Source organism: Burkholderia sp. AU33545 (assembly GCF_020419685.1).
GTDB classification, from domain to species: domain Bacteria; phylum Pseudomonadota; class Gammaproteobacteria; order Burkholderiales; family Burkholderiaceae; genus Burkholderia; species Burkholderia diffusa.
This window is the reverse complement of sequence record NZ_JAIZRQ010000003.1, coordinates 1-17,516: the sequence shown is the minus strand read 5'-3', so window position 1 is coordinate 17,516 and position 17,516 is coordinate 1. Positions and strand designations below refer to the sequence as shown.

At 69.4% G+C, this 17,516-nt stretch carries 16 protein-coding genes and 1 pseudogene; 8 read left to right on the top strand and 9 right to left on the bottom strand.

Annotated elements, in window-relative coordinates:
- Nucleotides 1–60 precede the first annotated feature (60 nt).
- The 3 genes from LGM71_RS10160 to LGM71_RS10150 form a co-directional block, all read right to left on the bottom strand.
- Nucleotides 61–264 (bottom strand): DUF2970 domain-containing protein, encoded by a 204-nt coding sequence (locus tag LGM71_RS10160; RefSeq protein WP_021164122.1) that lies wholly within the window; start codon nt 262–264, stop codon nt 61–63.
- A gap of 124 nt (nt 265–388) precedes the next feature.
- Nucleotides 389–2,473: a pyridoxamine 5'-phosphate oxidase family protein gene (locus LGM71_RS10155; protein ID WP_226114777.1), complete on the bottom strand. Its 2,085-nt coding sequence runs from the start codon at nt 2,471–2,473 to the stop codon at nt 389–391.
- 31 nt (nt 2,474–2,504) lie between these two features.
- Nucleotides 2,505–3,149: a glutathione S-transferase family protein gene (locus LGM71_RS10150; RefSeq protein WP_124901398.1), complete on the bottom strand. Its 645-nt coding sequence runs from the start codon at nt 3,147–3,149 to the stop codon at nt 2,505–2,507.
- Between the two features lie 126 nt (nt 3,150–3,275).
- On the opposite strand from LGM71_RS10150, the gene LGM71_RS10145 reads away from it, so the two are divergent.
- Complete coding sequence (locus LGM71_RS10145) at nt 3,276–4,220, top strand: LysR family transcriptional regulator (RefSeq protein WP_175814744.1); 945 nt, start codon at nt 3,276–3,278, stop codon at nt 4,218–4,220.
- A 63-nt stretch (nt 4,221–4,283) separates the two neighbouring features.
- Here LGM71_RS10145 and LGM71_RS10140 read toward each other — a convergent pair whose 3' ends face one another.
- On the bottom strand, nt 4,284–4,940 hold the full coding sequence (locus LGM71_RS10140; protein WP_059601379.1) for a TetR/AcrR family transcriptional regulator: 657 nt from the start codon (nt 4,938–4,940) through the stop codon (nt 4,284–4,286).
- A gap of 88 nt (nt 4,941–5,028) precedes the next feature.
- On the opposite strand from LGM71_RS10140, the gene LGM71_RS10135 reads away from it, so the two are divergent.
- The 3 genes from LGM71_RS10135 to LGM71_RS10125 are packed head-to-tail and all read left to right on the top strand — an operon-like array spanning nt 5,029 to nt 8,484.
- Nucleotides 5,029–5,931: an SDR family NAD(P)-dependent oxidoreductase gene (locus LGM71_RS10135; protein ID WP_226114776.1), complete on the top strand. Its 903-nt coding sequence runs from the start codon at nt 5,029–5,031 to the stop codon at nt 5,929–5,931.
- Nucleotides 5,928–7,490 (top strand): flavin-containing monooxygenase, encoded by a 1,563-nt coding sequence (locus LGM71_RS10130; protein ID WP_226114775.1) that lies wholly within the window; start codon nt 5,928–5,930, stop codon nt 7,488–7,490. Before LGM71_RS10135 ends, LGM71_RS10130 begins: the two co-directional genes overlap by 4 nt.
- A 7-nt stretch (nt 7,491–7,497) precedes the next feature.
- Nucleotides 7,498–8,484 carry an alpha/beta fold hydrolase gene (locus LGM71_RS10125; RefSeq protein WP_226114774.1) on the top strand — a complete coding sequence of 329 codons (987 nt, stop codon included), beginning with the start codon at nt 7,498–7,500 and terminating at the stop codon, nt 8,482–8,484.
- 40 nt (nt 8,485–8,524) lie between these two features.
- Here LGM71_RS10125 and LGM71_RS10120 read toward each other — a convergent pair whose 3' ends face one another.
- Both LGM71_RS10120 and LGM71_RS33280 read right to left on the bottom strand, forming a co-directional pair.
- Nucleotides 8,525–8,923 carry a carboxymuconolactone decarboxylase family protein gene (locus tag LGM71_RS10120; RefSeq protein ID WP_059601370.1) on the bottom strand — a complete coding sequence of 133 codons (399 nt, stop codon included), beginning with the start codon at nt 8,921–8,923 and terminating at the stop codon, nt 8,525–8,527.
- Nucleotides 8,924–9,301: 378 nt separating this feature from the next.
- Entirely contained in the window at nt 9,302–10,180 is an 879-nt protein-coding gene (locus LGM71_RS33280; protein ID WP_413226861.1) for a highly repetitive protein, read from the bottom strand.
- On the opposite strand from LGM71_RS33280, the gene LGM71_RS33275 reads away from it, so the two are divergent.
- The 4 genes from LGM71_RS33275 (at nt 10,140) to LGM71_RS10100 (ending at nt 14,606) form a co-directional block, all read left to right on the top strand.
- The gene (locus tag LGM71_RS33275; protein WP_319000377.1) at nt 10,140–11,372 is read left to right on the top strand and encodes a collagen-like triple helix repeat-containing protein; all 1,233 of its coding nucleotides are present in this window, start codon (nt 10,140–10,142) and stop codon (nt 11,370–11,372) included. The genes LGM71_RS33280 and LGM71_RS33275 overlap by 41 nt on opposite strands.
- A 120-nt stretch (nt 11,373–11,492) precedes the next feature.
- On the top strand, nt 11,493–12,776 hold the full coding sequence (locus LGM71_RS10110) for an isoprenylcysteine carboxylmethyltransferase family protein (protein WP_124620919.1): 1,284 nt from the start codon (nt 11,493–11,495) through the stop codon (nt 12,774–12,776).
- 525 nt (nt 12,777–13,301) lie between these two features.
- On the top strand, nt 13,302–13,979 hold the full coding sequence (locus LGM71_RS10105) for a histone acetyltransferase (protein WP_174920232.1): 678 nt from the start codon (nt 13,302–13,304) through the stop codon (nt 13,977–13,979).
- A 54-nt stretch (nt 13,980–14,033) separates the two neighbouring features.
- Nucleotides 14,034–14,606 (top strand): NADPH-dependent FMN reductase, encoded by a 573-nt coding sequence (locus LGM71_RS10100; RefSeq protein WP_226114772.1) that lies wholly within the window; start codon nt 14,034–14,036, stop codon nt 14,604–14,606.
- A 29-nt stretch (nt 14,607–14,635) separates the two neighbouring features.
- Here the strand turns inward: LGM71_RS10100 and LGM71_RS10095 are convergent, their stop codons facing one another.
- From LGM71_RS10095 to LGM71_RS10085, 3 genes and pseudogenes are all read right to left on the bottom strand, one after another.
- Nucleotides 14,636–15,271 carry a DUF2894 domain-containing protein gene (locus LGM71_RS10095; protein WP_151048401.1) on the bottom strand — a complete coding sequence of 212 codons (636 nt, stop codon included), beginning with the start codon at nt 15,269–15,271 and terminating at the stop codon, nt 14,636–14,638.
- Nucleotides 15,268–15,912, bottom strand: a complete 645-nt coding sequence (locus tag LGM71_RS10090; RefSeq protein ID WP_059601358.1) for an OmpA family protein — start codon at nt 15,910–15,912, stop codon at nt 15,268–15,270. The genes LGM71_RS10095 and LGM71_RS10090 overlap by 4 nt, the downstream gene beginning before the upstream one ends.
- A 3-nt stretch (nt 15,913–15,915) precedes the next feature.
- Nucleotides 15,916–17,516 (bottom strand): annotated as a pseudogene (locus LGM71_RS10085) (DUF802 domain-containing protein); the annotation flags it as partial.

Here is a 17,516-nt window from a genome sequence, read left to right as displayed (position 1 = left end):
CCGGTCACGCGGCCGGAAACCGGAGCGGGAACGTTCGCCCGCCCGCGATTCGGCGGTCGGTCAGAACCCCTGCATCGTCGCGGTCGGATCGACGACCAGATGCACGACACCGTAGATGACCGCGCCGACGAGCAGCGCGAGCACGATCGCCACGAACGGCAACAACGTGTAGTTGACGTTCGCGAGATCGGCGGCGTGCGCCTTGCTGTTGCGTACGCCGAAGAAACTCCACAGGACCAGCTTGATCATGCCGAGCAGTTTCATGGTTGTGCTCCTTTCATCGAATCGGTTGACGCTATCGTCGATCCGACCGGCATCCGAAAAAAGAAGCAGTTGCGCGCGCTTTTCACGCAGCAGGCCGTCTGCGGCGGCATGTCGCATGGGTTGTTCAGCGGTCGAGCACAAGCGGCTCCGTGGCACCTTCCGCCGGCCGCGCGACGCACAGCAGCGCGCAGCCGGGTTCGACCGCCGCATCGGGCGGCTGCACGTAATCGACCGCACCGGACAGCACGCGCGTCGCGCACGTACCGCACGCCCCCGACCGGCATTCGGACGGCACCGCCACCCCCTGGTCTTCGGCGAATTCGAGCAGCGTACCGTCCTCGGGCGTCCAGGCGGCGGCGTCGCGCGCCGAGCGGCGGAACACGACGGGCATGCTTGCCACCGCCGCCGCTGCCGTGCGGGCCACGCTGCGCACGACGCTCGACGGCCCGAACGCCTCGAAGCGGATCCGCTCGTCCGGCACGTTCAGCGCGCGCAATCCGTCGTACAAATCGCGCATGAACGCGGACGGCCCGCACAAGTAGAAGTCGTAGTCGTCGAACGGCAGGATGCGCTTCAGTTGCACGACGTCGATGCGGCCCGGTCGCGCCGCGCCGTCGCGCTGCGGCCGGCTGTCGAACCAGTGCAGCGATACGCGGGCGTCGGCGTCCGCGATGCGCGTCAGTTCCGTCGCGAACGGCCGGTCGGCCGTATCACGCGCGCCGTGCACGAACACCACGCGGCGCGACGGCGCGTCGTCGGCCAGCGCGCGGCGCAATATCGCGATCATCGGCGTGATGCCGATGCCGGCCGACACCAGCACGGCCGGACGCGGGCTCGCGACGTCGAACGTGAAACGGCCGCGCGGCATCTGCGCGTCGATCGTCATCCCGGCGCGCGCATGGTCGTGCAACCAGGCCGATACACGTCCTTCGCGCTTCACGGTGATCCGGTAATGCGACGCGCCGGGCGCATCGGACAGCGTGTAGCTGCGGATCGTCGGTACATCGCCGTCCGGCAGCGCGACGCGCAGCGTCAGATGCTGACCGGCTTCGTAGGCCGGCAACGCGCCGCCATCCGCCGGTTCGAAATGAAACGAGCGGATCGCGCGCGCTTCGTCGACGATCTTCGCGACGCGCAGCGGGCGCCAGGTGGAGGGCGATGCCGATGCCGATGCAGAAGCCGATGCCGATGCCGACGATGAGACAGACGCCGCCACCGCCCCGCCCGCGCTCGCCGCCCCCGCCATCCCCGCAAACTGCGGCGCCCGCTCGACCGCCGACCACCGGAACGGCAGCACGCCGCGCGTGCGCCGCACTTCCCGCACATGAAACCGCACGACCCGCTGCGCGCCGTCGAACGACGCAACGAGCGGCCCGTCCCACACGATCTCCGCCCGCGCGGCGACATACAGCAGGTCGCCGCTGTCGAAGTCGACGAACAGCAGCCCCGCGCGCGGATCGTGCTGCAGGTTGCCAAGCGTGTTGAAGAAGCGATTGCCGCTGAAATCGGGCGTCGTCAGCGTCTGCGCGTCGTCGACGCGCACGAAGCCCGGCATGCCGCCGCGATGCGACACGTCCGCGCCGCGCGCGGCGCCCGCACCGGCCGACGTGTTCGCACTCGCGACGAAGAACGTATCGGCCTGCGCGAGCAGCGCGCGGTCGGCATCGGTCAACCGATCCGACACGTCGGCCTCGCCGAGCGCATCGCCTTCGCGCGCCACGAACGTCGGCTTGCGCCCCTGGATGTACTTCGCACAGTTGCCGAAGCTCTGCTCGACCGCGATCGTCAGCGCACCGCCGTCTACCGCGCGCACGATGCCGTTCACGCGATTGCGCCGGCGCGTGTCGAACTCGATCCCGAGCCCGCCGAGCGGCGCGCCCGGCTGCCACGCGCCCGCCAGCGGATCGCCGGGCAGCGCATCGCCGTCGATGCGCAGCGTGCGCGCGTCCGGCGCCGTCACGAAGCCGGGCATCCCGACCCGCAGCGTCGCCCACGGCTGCCCGCCCGCATCGACGCCGCCGAGCACGAAGAACGGCAACTGCGCAAAGAACGTCCGGTGCTGGTCCGGCATGAAGCGGCGAATCCCGCGCCGGCCGGCCGTGCCTGCGGCCTCCGTCACGCCCGCGCGCTGCTGCACGGCAAGTTCGCCCGCATGAAACGGCGCAACGTCGAGTTCCCAGCCCGGTACGGCGGCGGTCGGCGTGGTCATCGCGTTCTCCCGGTAAAGGCGCGGCTTCGCGTCAGGCGGCAAGCAGGCCGGCGCGGGTCGGCGGCATCGCGACGAAACCCGGCAGGGCCTCGACGCGGGCGAGCCACGCGCGCACGTGCGGATACGGTTCCAGCGACACGCCGCCTTCCGGCGCGTGCGCGATGTACGTGTAGGCGGCAATGTCGGCGATCGTCGGCTGCGCGCCAGCGGCGAACGGCTTGCCGGCGAGTTCGCCGTCGATCACCGCGAGTACCTTCGCGGCCGTGCGCTTGGCGGCGTCGTGATCGAGCGGCGCGCTGAACACGGTGACGAGCCGCGCGGCGGCCGGCCCGGACGCGATCGGCCCGGCCGCGTACGACAGCCAGCGCTGCACGGTCGCCGCGCCGGCGGCATCGTCGGGCAGCCAGTGCGCGTCGCCGTAGCGCTTCGCGAGATAGACGAGGATCGCGTTCGAATCGGCGAGCACGGTGCCGTCGTCGTCGATCACCGGCACCTGGCCGAGCGGATTGAGCGCGAGGAACGCGGGTTCGCGCTGCGCGCCGGCCGCGAGGTCGACGTCGATCGTCTCGAACGGCAACCCGAGCAGCGACAGGAACAGCCGGACGCGATGCGCGTGCCCCGACAACGGAAACGAATAGACACGAACCGGACGGGCGGGCTTGCTGGCGGCGGGCATGGAAAGGCTCCTGGATCTCGCGCCGCCGGGAATCGGCGACGAACGGCCCCAGCGTAGCGCTCGCCGTTCACGTCCAGAAGACGGATAATCGCTGAAACATTATCCTCTCCCATAGGACAATCGACGATGGCCGATCTGCGCGACGTGAACCTGAACCGGCTGGCGATCTTCGTCGCGGTGGTCGATGCCGGCTCGCTGACGGCCGCGGCCGAACGGCTCGGCCTCGCGAAAACGGTCGTCAGCACGCACATGCAGCGGCTCGAATCCGAGGTCGGCGCGAACCTGCTGGTGCGCACCACGCGGCGGCTGAGCGTGACCGATGCGGGGCGCGCGTTCTACGATGCGTGCCGCGACATCGTGCGCGCGACCGAAAGCGCGCTCGACGCGGTGTCGTCCGACACGGGGCCGCTGCGCGGCACGCTGCGGGTGAGCGTGCCGATCGACTATGGCTCGCTGGTCGTCGCGCCGGCCATCGTCGCGCTGCGCGACGCGCATCCGGGCCTCGACGTCGAGCTGATCGCGAACGACCGCATCGTCGATCTGGTCGCGGACAATCTCGACGTCGCGATCCGCATCGGCCGCCTCGCGGATTCGAACTATCGCGCGGTGCAGCTCGGCGAGTACGAGAAATGGCTGGTCGCGAGCCCCGCGTTCGTCGCGCGGCACGGGCTGCCGCGCGATCCGGATGCGCTCGCCGCGCTGCCGTTCGTGATGCTGTCGACGCTGTCGCGCCCGCATACGCTCGAACTTCACGACCCGAGCGGCGGCCACGCGTCGGTGCGCTGCATCGCGCCGGTCGTGTCGAACACGGCGACGGCCTGCCGTGCAATCGCGCTCGCGGGCGGCGGCTTCGGCCTCCTGACGGATTTCTCGATCGCGGAGGACGTCGCGGCCGGCCGGCTCGTCCGGCTGCTGCCCGCATGGCGCTCGGCGCCGGCCGGGATTCACGCGGTGTATCCGTCGACGCGGTTGCCTTCGCCGAAGGTGCGTGCGTTCATCGATGCGATGAAGGCGAGGATCGGGGACGCGCGGTCGGTGATGGCGGCACGATCGAAACGCTCGAGGGGGTGAAGCGTCGGATGGCTTCGCGACGCAACCGGATGCGAATCGCGCAAGTCCGCTCGTCGCCGCATCCTAGCCCGCTTCCCGCAACGTCCCCAGCAGCACCTTCCTGCAACTCGCGACCATCTGCGCCTCCGGGTCGCGATAGCCGGTGAGCAGCCACGCCGCGCCGACGTTCGTCATCGCGCCGACCAGCGCGAGCCCGACCAGCCGCTGCTCGGTGCGCTCGGCGGGCGTCACGGCCTCGCCCGTCGCGCCGATCGCCATGATCAGCTTGCCGAAGTCGATCAGCATCCGCTGATACGTCATGTCGGTGTCGGCGCTCACGCCCATCACCTCGAGCAGCAGCACGCGCGCCGCGCACGGGTCGCGCAGGAATCCGAAGAATGCGGCGAGCCCCGCATCGATGCGCTCGCGCAAATCGCCGCCGCGCTCGGCCACTGCCCGCTCGACCGCGTCGTGCAACTGCTGCGCGTGATGCAGGTAGGTGCAGCGCAGCAGATCCTCGGTGCTGTCGAACGCCGCATAGAAATAGCGGTCGTTGAGCTTCGCTTCCTGGCAGATCGACCGCACGGTCGCCTTGCGGAAACCGACCGTGCCGAACACGCGCGTCGCCGCACGGATCAGCGCATCGCGCCGCTCGGCGGCCCGCACCTCGGGCGCCACGCCGCCGTATGCCCGGCCCCGTTTTTCCGTTTCGAGTGCTTTCTCCATTTCGCTATTTGACATCAGGACACCCGAAAACTAAAGTGGTGACGAACAACACCACAATAAGCGCGCCGCCGACGCAGCGCAAGCGGAACGGGAGGAACGACGGATGAAGGGTTTTTCCGGCAAGGTCGCCGCGATCACGGGCGCCGGTTCGGGCATGGGCCGCAGCCTCGCGGTCGAGCTCGCGCGGCGCGGCTGCGACGTCGCGCTCGCCGACGTCAACGAGGTCGGGCTCGCCGGCACGGCGGCCGCGTGCGCGACGCACGGCGTGCGCACGAGCACGCGTCGGCTCGACGTCGCCGATCGCGATGCGGTGTTCGCGTGGGCCGATTTCGTGCGCGCCGAACACGGCAAGGTCAACCTGATCTTCAACAACGCGGGCGTGTCGCTGGCCGCGAGCGCGGAGACCGCGCGCATCGCCGATCTCGAATGGATCGTCGGCATCAACTTCTGGGGTGTCGTGCACGGCACGCAGGCGTTCCTGCCGCATCTGCGCGCGTCGGGCGACGGGCACGTGATCAACACGTCGAGCCTGTTCGGGCTCGTCGCGATGCCGACGCAAAGCGCGTACAACGCGACCAAGTTCGCCGTGCGCGGCTTCACCGAGGCGCTGCGGATGGAGCTCGAACTCGACGGCGCGCCGGTCAGCGCGACCTGCGTGCATCCGGGCGGCGTCGCGACCAACATCGTCGACGCGAGCCGTGTCGACACCAGCATCCGCGCGCTCACGGGCCAGGACGAAGCAACCCACCGCCGTCAGGCGAATCGCCTGATCAACGCGACGACGGCCGACGATGCCGCTCGGCAGATCCTCGCCGGCGTCGAGCGCAACGCGCGCCGCGTGCTGGTCGGCGCCGATGCCCGCCGCCTCGACAAGCTCGCGCGCCTGCTCGGCGCCGGCTACCAGCGGCTGGTGCTGCGCCACGTGCGCCGTGCCCGCGCACGCAATCTCGGCCGCACGAATGCACCGACCGCGCTCCCGACCACACCGACCAAGGACGCCGCATGACCTCGACGACGACCGACCGGCGCGATGCGCCGTCCGCCTGCGGCGACAACCGCGACCTCGACGTGCTGATCGTCGGCGCCGGCCTGTCCGGCATCGGTGCCGCCTATCACCTGAAGCAGCGCTGCCCGTATGCGAGCGTGGCGATCGTCGAGGCGCGCGACGCGATCGGCGGCACCTGGGATCTGTTCCGCTATCCCGGCGTCCGTTCGGATTCCGACATGTTCACGCTCGGCTACAGCTTCCGCCCGTGGCACAGCGACAAGGCGATCTCGGACGGCCAGACGATCCTCGACTACATCCGCGACACCGCGCGCGCACACGGCATCGACAAGATGATCCGCTACGGCCAGAAGGTGGTCGCGGCCGACTGGGATTCGAATCGCGCACGCTGGACGGTACGCATCGAGCGCACGCGCGACGGCACGGTCGACACGCTCGCCTACACGTGCCGCTTCCTCTACATGTGCAGCGGCTATTACGACTACGACGGCGGCTACCTGCCCGACTGGGCCGGCATGGACTCGTTCGAAGGCCGAATCGTGCATCCGCAGCAATGGCCGAAGGACCTGTCGTATGCAAACCGGCGCGTCGTCGTGATCGGCAGCGGCGCGACGGCCGTCACGCTCGTGCCGTCGATGGCGGCCGATGCGAAGCACGTGACGATGCTGCAGCGCTCGCCGACCTACATCGTGTCGCTGCCTGCGCGCGACAAGATCGCGAACGCGTTGCGCCGCGTGCTGCCGTCGAGGCTCGCGCACCGGCTCGTGCGCATGAAGAACGTACTGCTGACGATGTACCTGTACAACGTGTCGCGCCGCAAGCCCGAGCAGACCAAACGGTTCATCATCCGCGCGGCCGGCAAGCAGCTCGGCCCCGACTTCGACGTTGCGAAGCATCTGACGCCGCGCTACATGCCGTGGGACCAGCGCGTGTGCCTCGTGCCGAACGGCGACCTGTTCAAGTCGATCCGTGCGGGCCGCGCCTCGATCGTCACCGACGAGATCGAGCGCTTCACGCCGACCGGCCTGAAGCTGAAGAGCGGCCAGCAGCTCGACGCGGACGTGATCGTCACCGCGACCGGGCTGAAGGTGAAGATGCTCGGCGGCGCGCGCGTCACGGTCGACGGCCGCGCGGTCGATCTGCCGCAGACCGTGTCTTATAAGGGAATGATGTACAGCGACGTGCCGAACCTCGCGTCGTCGTTCGGCTACACGAACGCGTCGTGGACGCTGAAGGCCGAGCTGATCGCGCGCTACGTGTGCCGGCTGCTGAACCACATGCGCGCGAACGGCTACGACACCTGCGTGCCGCGGCTCGGCGCCGGCGACCTCGGCGACGTGCCGGCCGTCAACCTGAGCTCGGGCTACATCCAGCGCGCGGCCGGCATCCTGCCGAAGCAGGGGCATCGCAAGCCCTGGAAATTCCACCAGAACTACGTGCTCGATCTCGCGTCGCTGAAGTTCAGCGGGCTCGCCGATTCGGCGATGCAGTTCGAACGCCGCGCGAAAGCCGGCCCGGCCGCCGCGCCGGTTGCCGAACCCGTACTCGAATCCCGTTGAGGCCGACATGACCCATACGCTCCACCTGATCCAGAACGTGCTGCTCGGCGTCGTCGCGGTGCTCGCCGCGCTTGCGCTGTTTTCCGGCTACGTCGCGCGCCGCGTGACGCGCGCGTTTCCGCCCGAAGGCCGCTTCGTCGACATCGGCGGCGACCACATCCATTACGTCGAATACGGCAGCGGCCCGCCGCTCGTGTTCGTGCACGGGCTCGCCGGGCAGTGGCGCAACTTCGCGTATTTGCCGCTCACGCGGCTCGCGCAGCACCATCGCGTGATCCTCGTCGACCGGCCCGGCGCCGGCCGCTCGCTGCGCGGCGCCAGTTCGCAGGCGAACGTGTTCGCGCAGGCCCGCACGGTCGCCGCGTTCATCGACGCGCTGAAGCTCGACCGGCCCGTGCTCGTCGGTCACTCGCTCGGCGGCGCGATCGCGCTCGCGGTCGGGCTCAACCATCCGGAGCACGTCAGCCGGCTCGCGCTGATCGCACCGCTGTCTCACGAGCAGACCGAGCCGCCGGCGCCGTTCAAGCCGCTGATGCTGCCGTCGCCGCTGGTGCGCCGCTTCGTGTCGTGGACCTTCGCGATCCCGTTGACGATCCTGACCGGCCGCAAGGCCGTGAGCCAGGTGTTCGCGCCGGAAGCCGTGCCGCGCGACTTCCCGGTGAAGGGCGGCGGATTGCTCGGGCTGCGGCCGCACGTGTTCTACGCGACGGCGACGGACCTGCTGTCGGCGCCCGTCGACCTCCCTGCGATGGAGCGCCGCTACGCGGACCTCTCGTTGCCGGTCGACGTGCTGTATGGCCGCGCCGATCCGATCCTGAACTGGCGTACGCACGGCGAAGCGCTGGCGCGGAAGTCGGCGCGCGTGCGGCTGAAGGTCGTCGAAGGCGGGCACATGCTGCCGGTCACGATTCCGGACGCGACGGCCGACTGGCTGCTCGAAGTCGCCGCCGCGCCGGTCGAGGCGCCGACGCAAGGCGCGCACGTCGAGCATTGATCGTCAGCGGGCCTGACGGCTGGCATGCGCCGTCTGCCGGTCAGGCTTCGTCGTCGGGCAGCGACAGCCCGAGCTCCGTCATGACCTCGCGCGCGCTGCGGAACGCCTCGACCGCGGCCGGCGCGCCCGCGTACAGCGCGCTATGCAGCAGCACCTCGCGAATCTCGACGAGGCTCGCGCCGTTGTTGAGGGCGCCACGCACGTGGCCCTTCAGCTCCGTGCTGCGGCCGAGCGCGGCCAGCATCGCGCAGGTACAGAGGCTGCGCGTCTTCAGGTCGATCCCGCCGCGCTGCCACGTACTGCCCCACGCGTGCTCGTTCAGCCAGTTCTGCAACGGACGCGAAAAACCGTCGAGGTCGCGCATCGCGCGCTCGACGAACGCCTCGCCCATCACCTCGGTGCGGCGCGCCTTGCCCTGCTCCCTGTCCTGTTCGCTCATGTCGTGTCCCTGTCTTGAGTCGTGGCCGCTTCGGCGTCGCCCGCGGCCGGGTTGGTTCACGTCATGTTCCCGGCGCACGGGCGTTTCGTCAAAGACGCCGGCCTCGGGTCGCGGCCGGCCACGTCACACACGGAACGTCGGGTCGAACGCTACGTAACATCCGGCCCGGCGTTACGGTTCCTTACGGGAACATCACAGCGAGCGCGTCAGCGCGTCTGGCGTCTCCGTCGCGCGAAACCGCCATTCCTCCGTTTAAATCGCGCCGATATTCCCGATTCCCACAACAATGCGCTGACGCATTTCGCGAAAGGTGTCATGGCGCGGAATTTGCAGTGATGGCCCGGACACAACTTCCAATGTCGAGGCCACCATGCACCATTACTTGAAAAAGACGGCGGTATCGCTGGCCGTCCTGTCGCTGCTCACACTGTACGGCTGCGGCTCGGTCGACGGACCGGTCACACCGTCGATCAAGCCGAGCTCGTCGGGTACGTCCGGCGGTGGTACCTCGGGTACCTCCGGTACGTCGGGTAGCTCCGGTACGTCGGGCACTTCCGGCACGTCGGGCACTTCCGGTACGTCGGGCACCTCCGGTACGTCAGGCACTTCCGGCACGTCGGGTACCTCCGGTACGTCCGGCACTTCCGGTACATCGGGCACTTCCGGTACGTCGGGCACTTCCGGCACGTCGGGCACTTCCGGTACGTCGGGCACTTCCGGCACGTCGGGCACTTCCGGCACGTCGGGCACCTCCGGTACGTCAGGCACTTCCGGCACGTCGGGCACTTCCGGTACGTCGGGCACTTCCGGCACGTCGGGCACTTCCGGTACGTCGGGTACCTCCGGTACGTCGGGTACCTCCGGTACGTCGGGCACTTCCGGCACGTCGGGCACCTCCGGTACGTCAGGCACTTCCGGTACGTCGGGCACGTCGGGCACGTCGGGCACCTCTGGTACGTCGGGCACCTCCGGCACGTCGGGCACTTCCGGTACGTCGGGCACCTCCGGTACGTCGGGCACCTCCGGTACGTCGGGCACCTCCGGCACATCAGGCACCTCCGGCACGTCGGGCACTTCCGGCACGTCGGGCACCTCCGGTACCTCCGGCACCTCCGGCACCAACGTCACCCCGCTCGGCAACGTCCTCCAGCAAACCGGCACGCTCGTCACGGCACTCGGCACGACGGTCGCGAACGGCGGTTCGCAGATCGGCGGCGTGCAAGTTCCGGGCACGAACCCGACGACGGCCACCAGCATCGGCAACGCGGTCACCAGCCTTGGCAACGGCGTGCAGTCGCTCGGCAACGGCGTCGCGGCCGGCCTCGGCTCGATCGGCGTGTCGCCGAACCCGCTCGGCCCGACGCTCACGTCGACCACCGGCCTGCTGACCGGCGCCGGCAGCGCGGTCAACAACCTCGGCAACGCGGTGACGAGCCTCGGCACCGGCCCGCTGTCGCCGCTCGCGCCGGCCACGACTCTGGTCGGCAGCCTCGTCAACACGGTCGGCACGGCCGTCAACTCGACCGCATCGGCGCTGAACACGGCGCTGAACAGCGCGCCGGTCCAGCAACTCGAGACGCAGCTCGGCAGCGTGATCAACCCGATCACGAATACGCTGACCGGCGGCGTCACGACGCCTGGCGCGACGCAGACGCTCGGCGGCGTCACCCTGCTCGGCGCCCCGCTCAACGGCCTGCTGAGCACGCTCGGCAGCGGCCTCGGCCTCGCCGGTTCGCAGATCGGCAGCGCGACCGGCAACCCGGTCGGCACGGGCGCCGGCAACAGCGTGTCACAACTCGGCAACACCGTGGCATCGGCCGGCGGCCTGTTGTCCGGCGGCAGCTCCAGCAGCGGCAGCTCCAGCAGCGGCACCAATCCGCTCGCGCCGATCACGGGCCTGCTCGGTTCGCTGACGGGTGCGCTCGGCGGCGGCAGCAGCTCGAGCGGCTCGGGTGGCACCAGCGGCACCAGCGGCGGCCCGCTCGCGCCGATCACCGGCCTGCTCGGCTCGGTGACGGGCGCGCTCGGCGGCCTCGGTTCGAGCGGCACGGGCGGTACCAGCGGCACCAGCGGCTCGGGCGTCGGCGGCCTGCTCGCGCCGATCACCGGCCTCGTCAACTCGCTGACGCCGCTCGGCGCAAGCCTCACCGGCACGGTCACGACGCCGGGCGGCGGCCTGACCGGCAACCTCGGCGGTGCGTTGACGAGCGGCCCGGTCGGCACGCTGACGGGTTCGCTGACCTCTGCAGCCGGCACGCTCGGCGCAGTCGGCACGGCCAGCCCGAGCGGCGCGGCGGGCACGGTGACGACGCCGTCCGGCAGCGGCACCGTCACGGCCGGCCTGACCGGCAGTTCGAACGGCGGCAGCACGGCTGGCGCGACCAACCTGCTGGCGCCGGTGACGAACCTGCTCGGCGGTCTGCTCGGCGGCACCACCCCCAAGAAGTAACGCTTCACGTATCAGAACCACAGGCCAATGGCCGGGCAGATACCAAACCAAAGCCCGGCCGATGGCCGGCGTCACCCGCCAAGCGGGGGCGCCGGCCGTCATCCCGACGAGGATCCGATCATGAACTCCACCATCGACGGCATCGCCGCGGTCCAGGACCGCCCGCCCCGTTCCGCCACGCCATTCCGCGCGGGCCTGCTCGGCATCGCGGCCGGCCTGTTCGCGCTGTGGACAACGCGCGACCAGCCGGGCCTCGACGCGGCCACCCGTGCGGTCATCGCGAGCCTCGCGATCATCGGCACGATCGCGCTGCACGAAATCTTCATCTCGCGCGTCTACCTGCGCCCGAGCGCGGGACTGTCGCGGCAGGCCGTGCGCCCGCTCGGGCTCGCCCGTGTCGCGACGCGGCTCGGCGCGCTGACGTCGATCTACGCAGGCATCGGCGTCATCTACTGGCTCCTGCCCGAATATCACGGCGCGTTCTACCTGCCGTTCTGGTCGCTGCTGCGCTCGCTCGCGCCGTACGTGATCGTCGCCGCGCCGTTCTACTTCGCGTGGATGGATCGCCACCAGCGCGAAACCGACGACGCGTACCTGCTGTGGGGCCGCTTCCTGTTCCGCCACGAGCAGCCCGCGAGCTGGCAGCCCGTGCGCGAGATGCTTGCCGGCTGGGGCGTGAAGGCGTTCTTCCTGCCGCTGATGACCGTCTACCTGTCGAAGGACGCCGATCACCTGAGCGCGTCGCTCGCGCACGCCGTGAACGCGCCGATGACGATCGCGACCTTCGTGTTCCTGTACGACCTGTCGTTCACGATGGACCTGATGTTCGGCACGGTCGGCTACCTGTGCACGTTCCGCATCCTCGACAGCCACGTGCGCACCGTCGAGCCGACCACGCTCGGCTGGGTCGCCGCGCTGATGTGCTACCAGCCGTTCTGGTCGCTGATCTCGAACAACTACATCCGCTACGAAGGTTCGCTGTTCTGGGACAACTGGCTGCTGTCCGCGCCGACGCTGCGCGTGATCTGGGGTGCGGTGATCATCCTGCTGCTGATGACCTATGCGCTATCGACGATCTCGTTCGGATTGCGGTTCTCGAACCTCACGAACCGCGGGATCATCACATCGGGCCCGTACCGCTTCACGAAGCATCCGGCATACATCACGAAGAACCTGTCGTACTGGATGGTGTCGGTGCCGTTCGTCGAGCCGCTCGGCTGGCAGGTCGGGCTGATGCACTGCGCGGGGCTCGTCGCGGTGAACCTGATCTACTACACGCGGGCGAAGACGGAGGAGCGGCATTTGATGCGCGATCCTGACTATCGCGCGTATGCCGAGTGGATCGCGCAGCATGGGCTGTTCGCGCGGATCAGGCAGGCGTTCGGGGGGCGGCGGGCGGTGTGAGGCGGTCTCGCGATCATCGGTTCGATGAGCGCCTCGATCATGGAAGCCCGGCGGAACGCGTGCGAAAAAATGAGGCGATTTCGCACGTGTTCCTGAGCGGATACACCTGAAGCCGAACGGCGACGCGCAAAGTCAGGACCGCACCGAGGCCCCCCTTGCGACCAATTGTCGCGAAACACCCCGATTCCCCGCGTTTCGTCGCTTTTCTCCCGCAGTCCGGTTGCCCGCCCTGTGCCCGTCGCGTATGGTGCTGACCGTCTGCGCGCGGGCCATGCCCGCTGTCACCGTCTCCGCGGCACCGCCCTTCGGCGCCGCGCGTTCATGAGGAGAGAGGCGTGATCCACAAAGTCCTGATCCTGTTCGCACTCTGCATCGCGGGCCTCGCCGCGATCGCCGCCGGTTTCCAGCACATCCCCAGCTGATTCGCGGCCCCGGCTCGCTCGCCGAGCCCGGGGGCCGCTGCCATTTCCTTTCCCATTGCAATGAACCTCTTTCCCGATGCGCCCGGGACGGGCGCCTTTTGCCATGCGTATCGACGTACAGCATTCCCAGCACGACATCGACGATGAACTCGACACGCTCTACGCGCGTCTGCACCAGCCGGGCCATCGCCTGCACGGCCTGCCGGCCGTCGCGCTCGGCGACTCGGGCCTGGTCGTCCGCCACCGCGAGGCCGACGGCGAATACTTCCTTTACGTCGAGGATCCGTCGGCCCGGCAGCTCGCCGGCTACACGATCTTCAACCGGCTCCCCGAACTGCCGCGCCGCGCGGACCGCTACCTGCGCGCGCCGCATACGCGGCTGCGCGGGTCCGCGCAACGCAAGGGGCTCGCGACGACGCTGTATCGATGGGGGCTCGACGCGGGCCTGTGCCTGATCAGCGGCGCACGTCAGTCGATCGGCGCGGCGCAGTTGTGGACCGCGCTCGCGCACGACTACCGGCACGGCTTCGTCGACGTCGAAGGCCGCGCGCTGCGCTATCTCGGCGAAGCCGTCGCGGACGACGTGTACGGTGCGCTGCATACGCGCCGGCTGTTGCTCGGCAACGGATGGACACTTGGCGACCTGGCACGCGCAACCGGGATGATCGATACGCTCGCCGCGGCGTGTCAGGACGTGAAGTTTCCGCAGGAAGATCGTGAATGGCAGCACCTGCGCCGCGTCGCGAACGCGCGCCACGTCGCTCACGCACCGATGCGATAATCCGTCGGATCCGCGCGGCGTCGCCGCGCAAGCCACCATTCCCTACGCTCCTCGATGGCCACCGAACCCCGAGCCGATTCCGAGCGCCGCATCGACATCGTCGCGCTGTGCGGCAGCCTTCGCGCGCAGTCGTACAACGCGGCGCTGCTGGATGCAGCCGCACGCGTCGCGCCGCGCGGGATGCGCATCACGCGTTTCGATCGTCTCGGCGAGTTTCCGCTGTTCAATCCCGATACCGAATATCCATCGCCGGCCGCGGTGCGCGACCTGATCGAGCGGCTGAACGCCGCGGACGGCGTGCTGATCGCGAGCCCGGAATACGCGCACGGCATGACGGGCGTGATGAAGAACGCGCTGGACTGGGTCGTGGGATGCGAAGCCGTGGTGTACAAGCCGGTCGCGGTATTGAACGCGTCGCCGCGCGCGACGCATGCGGACGCGGCGCTGCGCGAAACGCTGTTCGTCATGTCGGCGCGCATCGTCGAGCGCGCGTCGATCACGCTGCCGATCCTCGGCAGCCAGCTCGACGCTGCGGGCATCGCCGCGCATCCGCCGTTCGCGTCGGCGCTGACCGACGCGTTGCATGCACTGCGCGCGGCGATCGACGCGCAGTCGCCGGGTCGCTAGGCGACGACCGACGTGGCTGAAAGCGTGTGTTATCGCGCCTTGGTGCGCGTGGTCTTCCTCGCGGGTTTCGCCGGCTTCGCGGCCTTCGCGCGCGGCGCTTCCTTCTCGAGCTGCGCGCCGCCGCCGGCGAGATCCTCGAGCCACGCCAGCGCATCGATGTACGACAGGAATTGCTGCAGGTATTCCGGCGACAACTCGCGCATCGTCGCGAGCGACCGATGCACGAGGCTGTTCGAATTGAGCGGTCCCGCGTTGCGCGGCACCTGGTCGAGCGACTGGCGATACTGCTGTTCGGTGCGGACCTTCGACCACATCGTGCGGAAGTAATCGATCAGCGCGGGATCGATCCCGCGCCTGTCGGCCTGCGCATCGCGCGCGAGCTGCTCGACGAGCCCGCCGAGCAGGCTGCGCGCGGGCGCCGGTGCGGTTGCTTGCGCCGTCCCGCTCGCGGCTGACGTTTCGCCGGCTCGCGAGACAATCTCCGCAAACGCTTCCAGCAGCGTCGCGAGCCGTGCATCGAGCAGGGCGCGCGCGTCGCCGTCGAGCGCGGCCGCGCGTCTCTCCAGCGCGTCGAGCCGATGAAAGCGCACCGGATCGAGCCGGTCGGCGCCCTGCTCGCGCCACGCGTCGAGCGTCGCGCGCACGTGCGTCGCGTCGTCCGTCACTTCGCCCGCCCTCCGTTCGATGCGGTCTTGCGCGGCACCGGCGCGATCTCCACGCGGCGGTTCTTCGCGCGGCCTTCGTCGTCCGCATTCGAACTGACCGGCTGCTCGGAGCCGAACGCAGCCGCAAACACCGACGGCGCCGGCACGCCGGCGTCAATCAGTGCACGCGTGACCGTCAGCGCGCGCTTGGCCGACAGTTCCCAGTTGTCCGCGAACTGGCGGTTGCCGGCGCGCACCTGCTGGTCGTCGGCGAAGCCGCTGATCATCAGGATCTCGTCGCGCGTCTTCAGGTACGCGGCCAGCGGCGTGGCGAGCGTCTTCAGCAGATCGCGGCCCTCGGGCTGCAGCTGATCGGAATTCAGCGCGAACAGCACGCTGCCGCTGATGCCGATCCGACCGTTCACGAGCGTCACGCGGCCGGCCGCGAGCGGCCCGGCGAGTGCTTCCTCGAGCGATTTGCGCTGCTGCGCCTCCTGCTGGCGCGCACGCACGGCTTCCTCGAGCTTCGACGTGAGCTGCAGCTGCATGCCGATCACGCCGACGAGGACGAGCACGAACGCGCCGAGCAGCACCGACATCAGGTCGGCGAACGCGGGCCACACCGGCGCGGAAGGCGCGCCGTCGTCGATTTCGTCGTGCATGCGTTACGCTCCGACCGATGCCCGCCGACCGGCGATCTGCTGCAGGTCCTCGACGATCTGCTTCTGCGACATCATGCTCAGGTCGATCACCTCGCGCGCCTGCGCGACGTAATACTCGAGCTGCTCGTCGCTGCGCGCGAGCGATTTCTCGAGCGCGGCCTCGATGCGCTGCAGGTGGTTCAGCAGCTTGTCGTTCGATTCGCCGAACACCTGCACGGCCGCACCGAACGCATCGCCGAGGCTCGCGACCTCGACCGCTCCCGCCGTGACCTGTGCGGCCACCGAATCGAGCTTGCGCGTTTCGGCATCGACGGTGTCGTTGAAGCGCGCGCCGACGCGGTCGAGCAGGTCGGCCGACGTGCTGACGAGCGCGTCGATCGCGGTGCGCTGTTCGGTCGACGCGTGGTTGACCGCGCCGAGCAGCGTCTCGAGCGTCGCGAGCAGGCGGCTGCGCTCGTCGAGCATCGCGGTGTCGCGCACCATGCTGTCGGACAGGCGCTGGCGCAGTTCGGCGACGACGTCGGCCGCGGCCTTCGGCGCTTCCGACGCGGCCTGCACGAGGCGCGAAATTTCGTTGATCGTGTCGCTCGCGTGCACCTGCGCCTGGGCGGTGATGTCGTTCGCGGTGCGGGTCAGCGTGTCGCAGATGTCCTGCTGGCGCGCCGCAGCCTGTGCGCTCGTCTGCGCCCATTCGTCGCGCAGCGTGGCGGCCATCGCGGCCAACGAGTCGTTCCATGCCGCCAGACGTGCTTCGTCGCGTGCGGCCAGCTGCGTTTGCAGGCTCGCGTGCGATTCGCGAATCGTCGACAGCAGGTCGGCCGAGCGTTGCTCGAACGTCGACGCTTGTGCCGTGAGATCGCGCGTCGTTTGTGCGAGCGCGTCGCAGATTTCCTGCTGACGGCCCGCGCTGTGCACGCCCGCACGCTGCCATTCGTCGCCGAGCTTCGCTGCCATCGCGGCCAGCGAATCGTTCCATGCCGCCAGACGTTGTTCGTCACGCGCGGCCAGTTGCGTTTGCAGGCCCGTGTGCGATTCGCGAATCGTCGACAGCAGGTCGGTCGAGCGTCGTTCGAACGTCGACGCTTGTGCCGTGAGATCGCGCGTCGTTTGTGCGAGCGCATCACAGATTTCCTGCTGACGGCCCGCGCTGTGCACGCCCGCACGCTGCCATTCGTCGCCGAGCTTCGCTGCCATCGCGGCCAGCGAATCGTTCCATGCCGCCAGACGTGCTTCGTCGCGCGCGGCCAGTTGCGTTTGCAGCCCCGTGTGCGATTCGCGAATCGTCGACAGCAGGTCGGCCGAGCGTTGTTCGAACGTGGACGCTTGCGCGGTGAGATCGCGTGTGGTTTGTGCAAGCGCGTCGCAGATTTCCTGCTGACGGCCTGCGCTGTGCACGCCCGCGCGCTGCCATTCGTCGCCGAGCTTCGCTGCCATCGCGGCCAGCGAATCGCTCCATGCCGCCAGACGTTCTTCGTCGCGCGCGGCCAGTTGCGTTTGCAGGCCCGTGTGCGATTCGCGAATCGTCGACAGCAGGTCGGTCGAGCGTCGTTCGAACGTCGACGCTTGTGCCGTGAGATCGCGCGTCGTTTGTGCGAGCGCATCAC

Coding starts and splice junctions, on each gene's coding strand:
- LGM71_RS10160 (WP_021164122.1), bottom strand. CDS start 264: ATGAAACTGCTCGGCATGATCAAGCTGGTCCTGTGGAGTTTCTTCGGC.
- LGM71_RS10155 (WP_226114777.1), bottom strand. CDS start 2,473: ATGACCACGCCGACCGCCGCCGTACCGGGCTGGGAACTCGACGTTGCG.
- LGM71_RS10150 (WP_124901398.1), bottom strand. CDS start 3,149: ATGCCCGCCGCCAGCAAGCCCGCCCGTCCGGTTCGTGTCTATTCGTTT.
- LGM71_RS10145 (WP_175814744.1), top strand. CDS start 3,276: ATGGCCGATCTGCGCGACGTGAACCTGAACCGGCTGGCGATCTTCGTC.
- LGM71_RS10140 (WP_059601379.1), bottom strand. CDS start 4,940: ATGTCAAATAGCGAAATGGAGAAAGCACTCGAAACGGAAAAACGGGGC.
- LGM71_RS10135 (WP_226114776.1), top strand. CDS start 5,029: ATGAAGGGTTTTTCCGGCAAGGTCGCCGCGATCACGGGCGCCGGTTCG.
- LGM71_RS10130 (WP_226114775.1), top strand. CDS start 5,928: ATGACCTCGACGACGACCGACCGGCGCGATGCGCCGTCCGCCTGCGGC.
- LGM71_RS10125 (WP_226114774.1), top strand. CDS start 7,498: ATGACCCATACGCTCCACCTGATCCAGAACGTGCTGCTCGGCGTCGTC.
- LGM71_RS10120 (WP_059601370.1), bottom strand. CDS start 8,923: ATGAGCGAACAGGACAGGGAGCAGGGCAAGGCGCGCCGCACCGAGGTG.
- LGM71_RS33280 (WP_413226861.1), bottom strand. CDS start 10,180: ATGCTGGTGGCCGTCGTCGGGTTCGTGCCCGGAACTTGCACGCCGCCG.
- LGM71_RS10110 (WP_124620919.1), top strand. CDS start 11,493: ATGAACTCCACCATCGACGGCATCGCCGCGGTCCAGGACCGCCCGCCC.
- LGM71_RS10105 (WP_174920232.1), top strand. CDS start 13,302: ATGCGTATCGACGTACAGCATTCCCAGCACGACATCGACGATGAACTC.
- LGM71_RS10100 (WP_226114772.1), top strand. CDS start 14,034: ATGGCCACCGAACCCCGAGCCGATTCCGAGCGCCGCATCGACATCGTC.
- LGM71_RS10090 (WP_059601358.1), bottom strand. CDS start 15,912: ATGCACGACGAAATCGACGACGGCGCGCCTTCCGCGCCGGTGTGGCCC.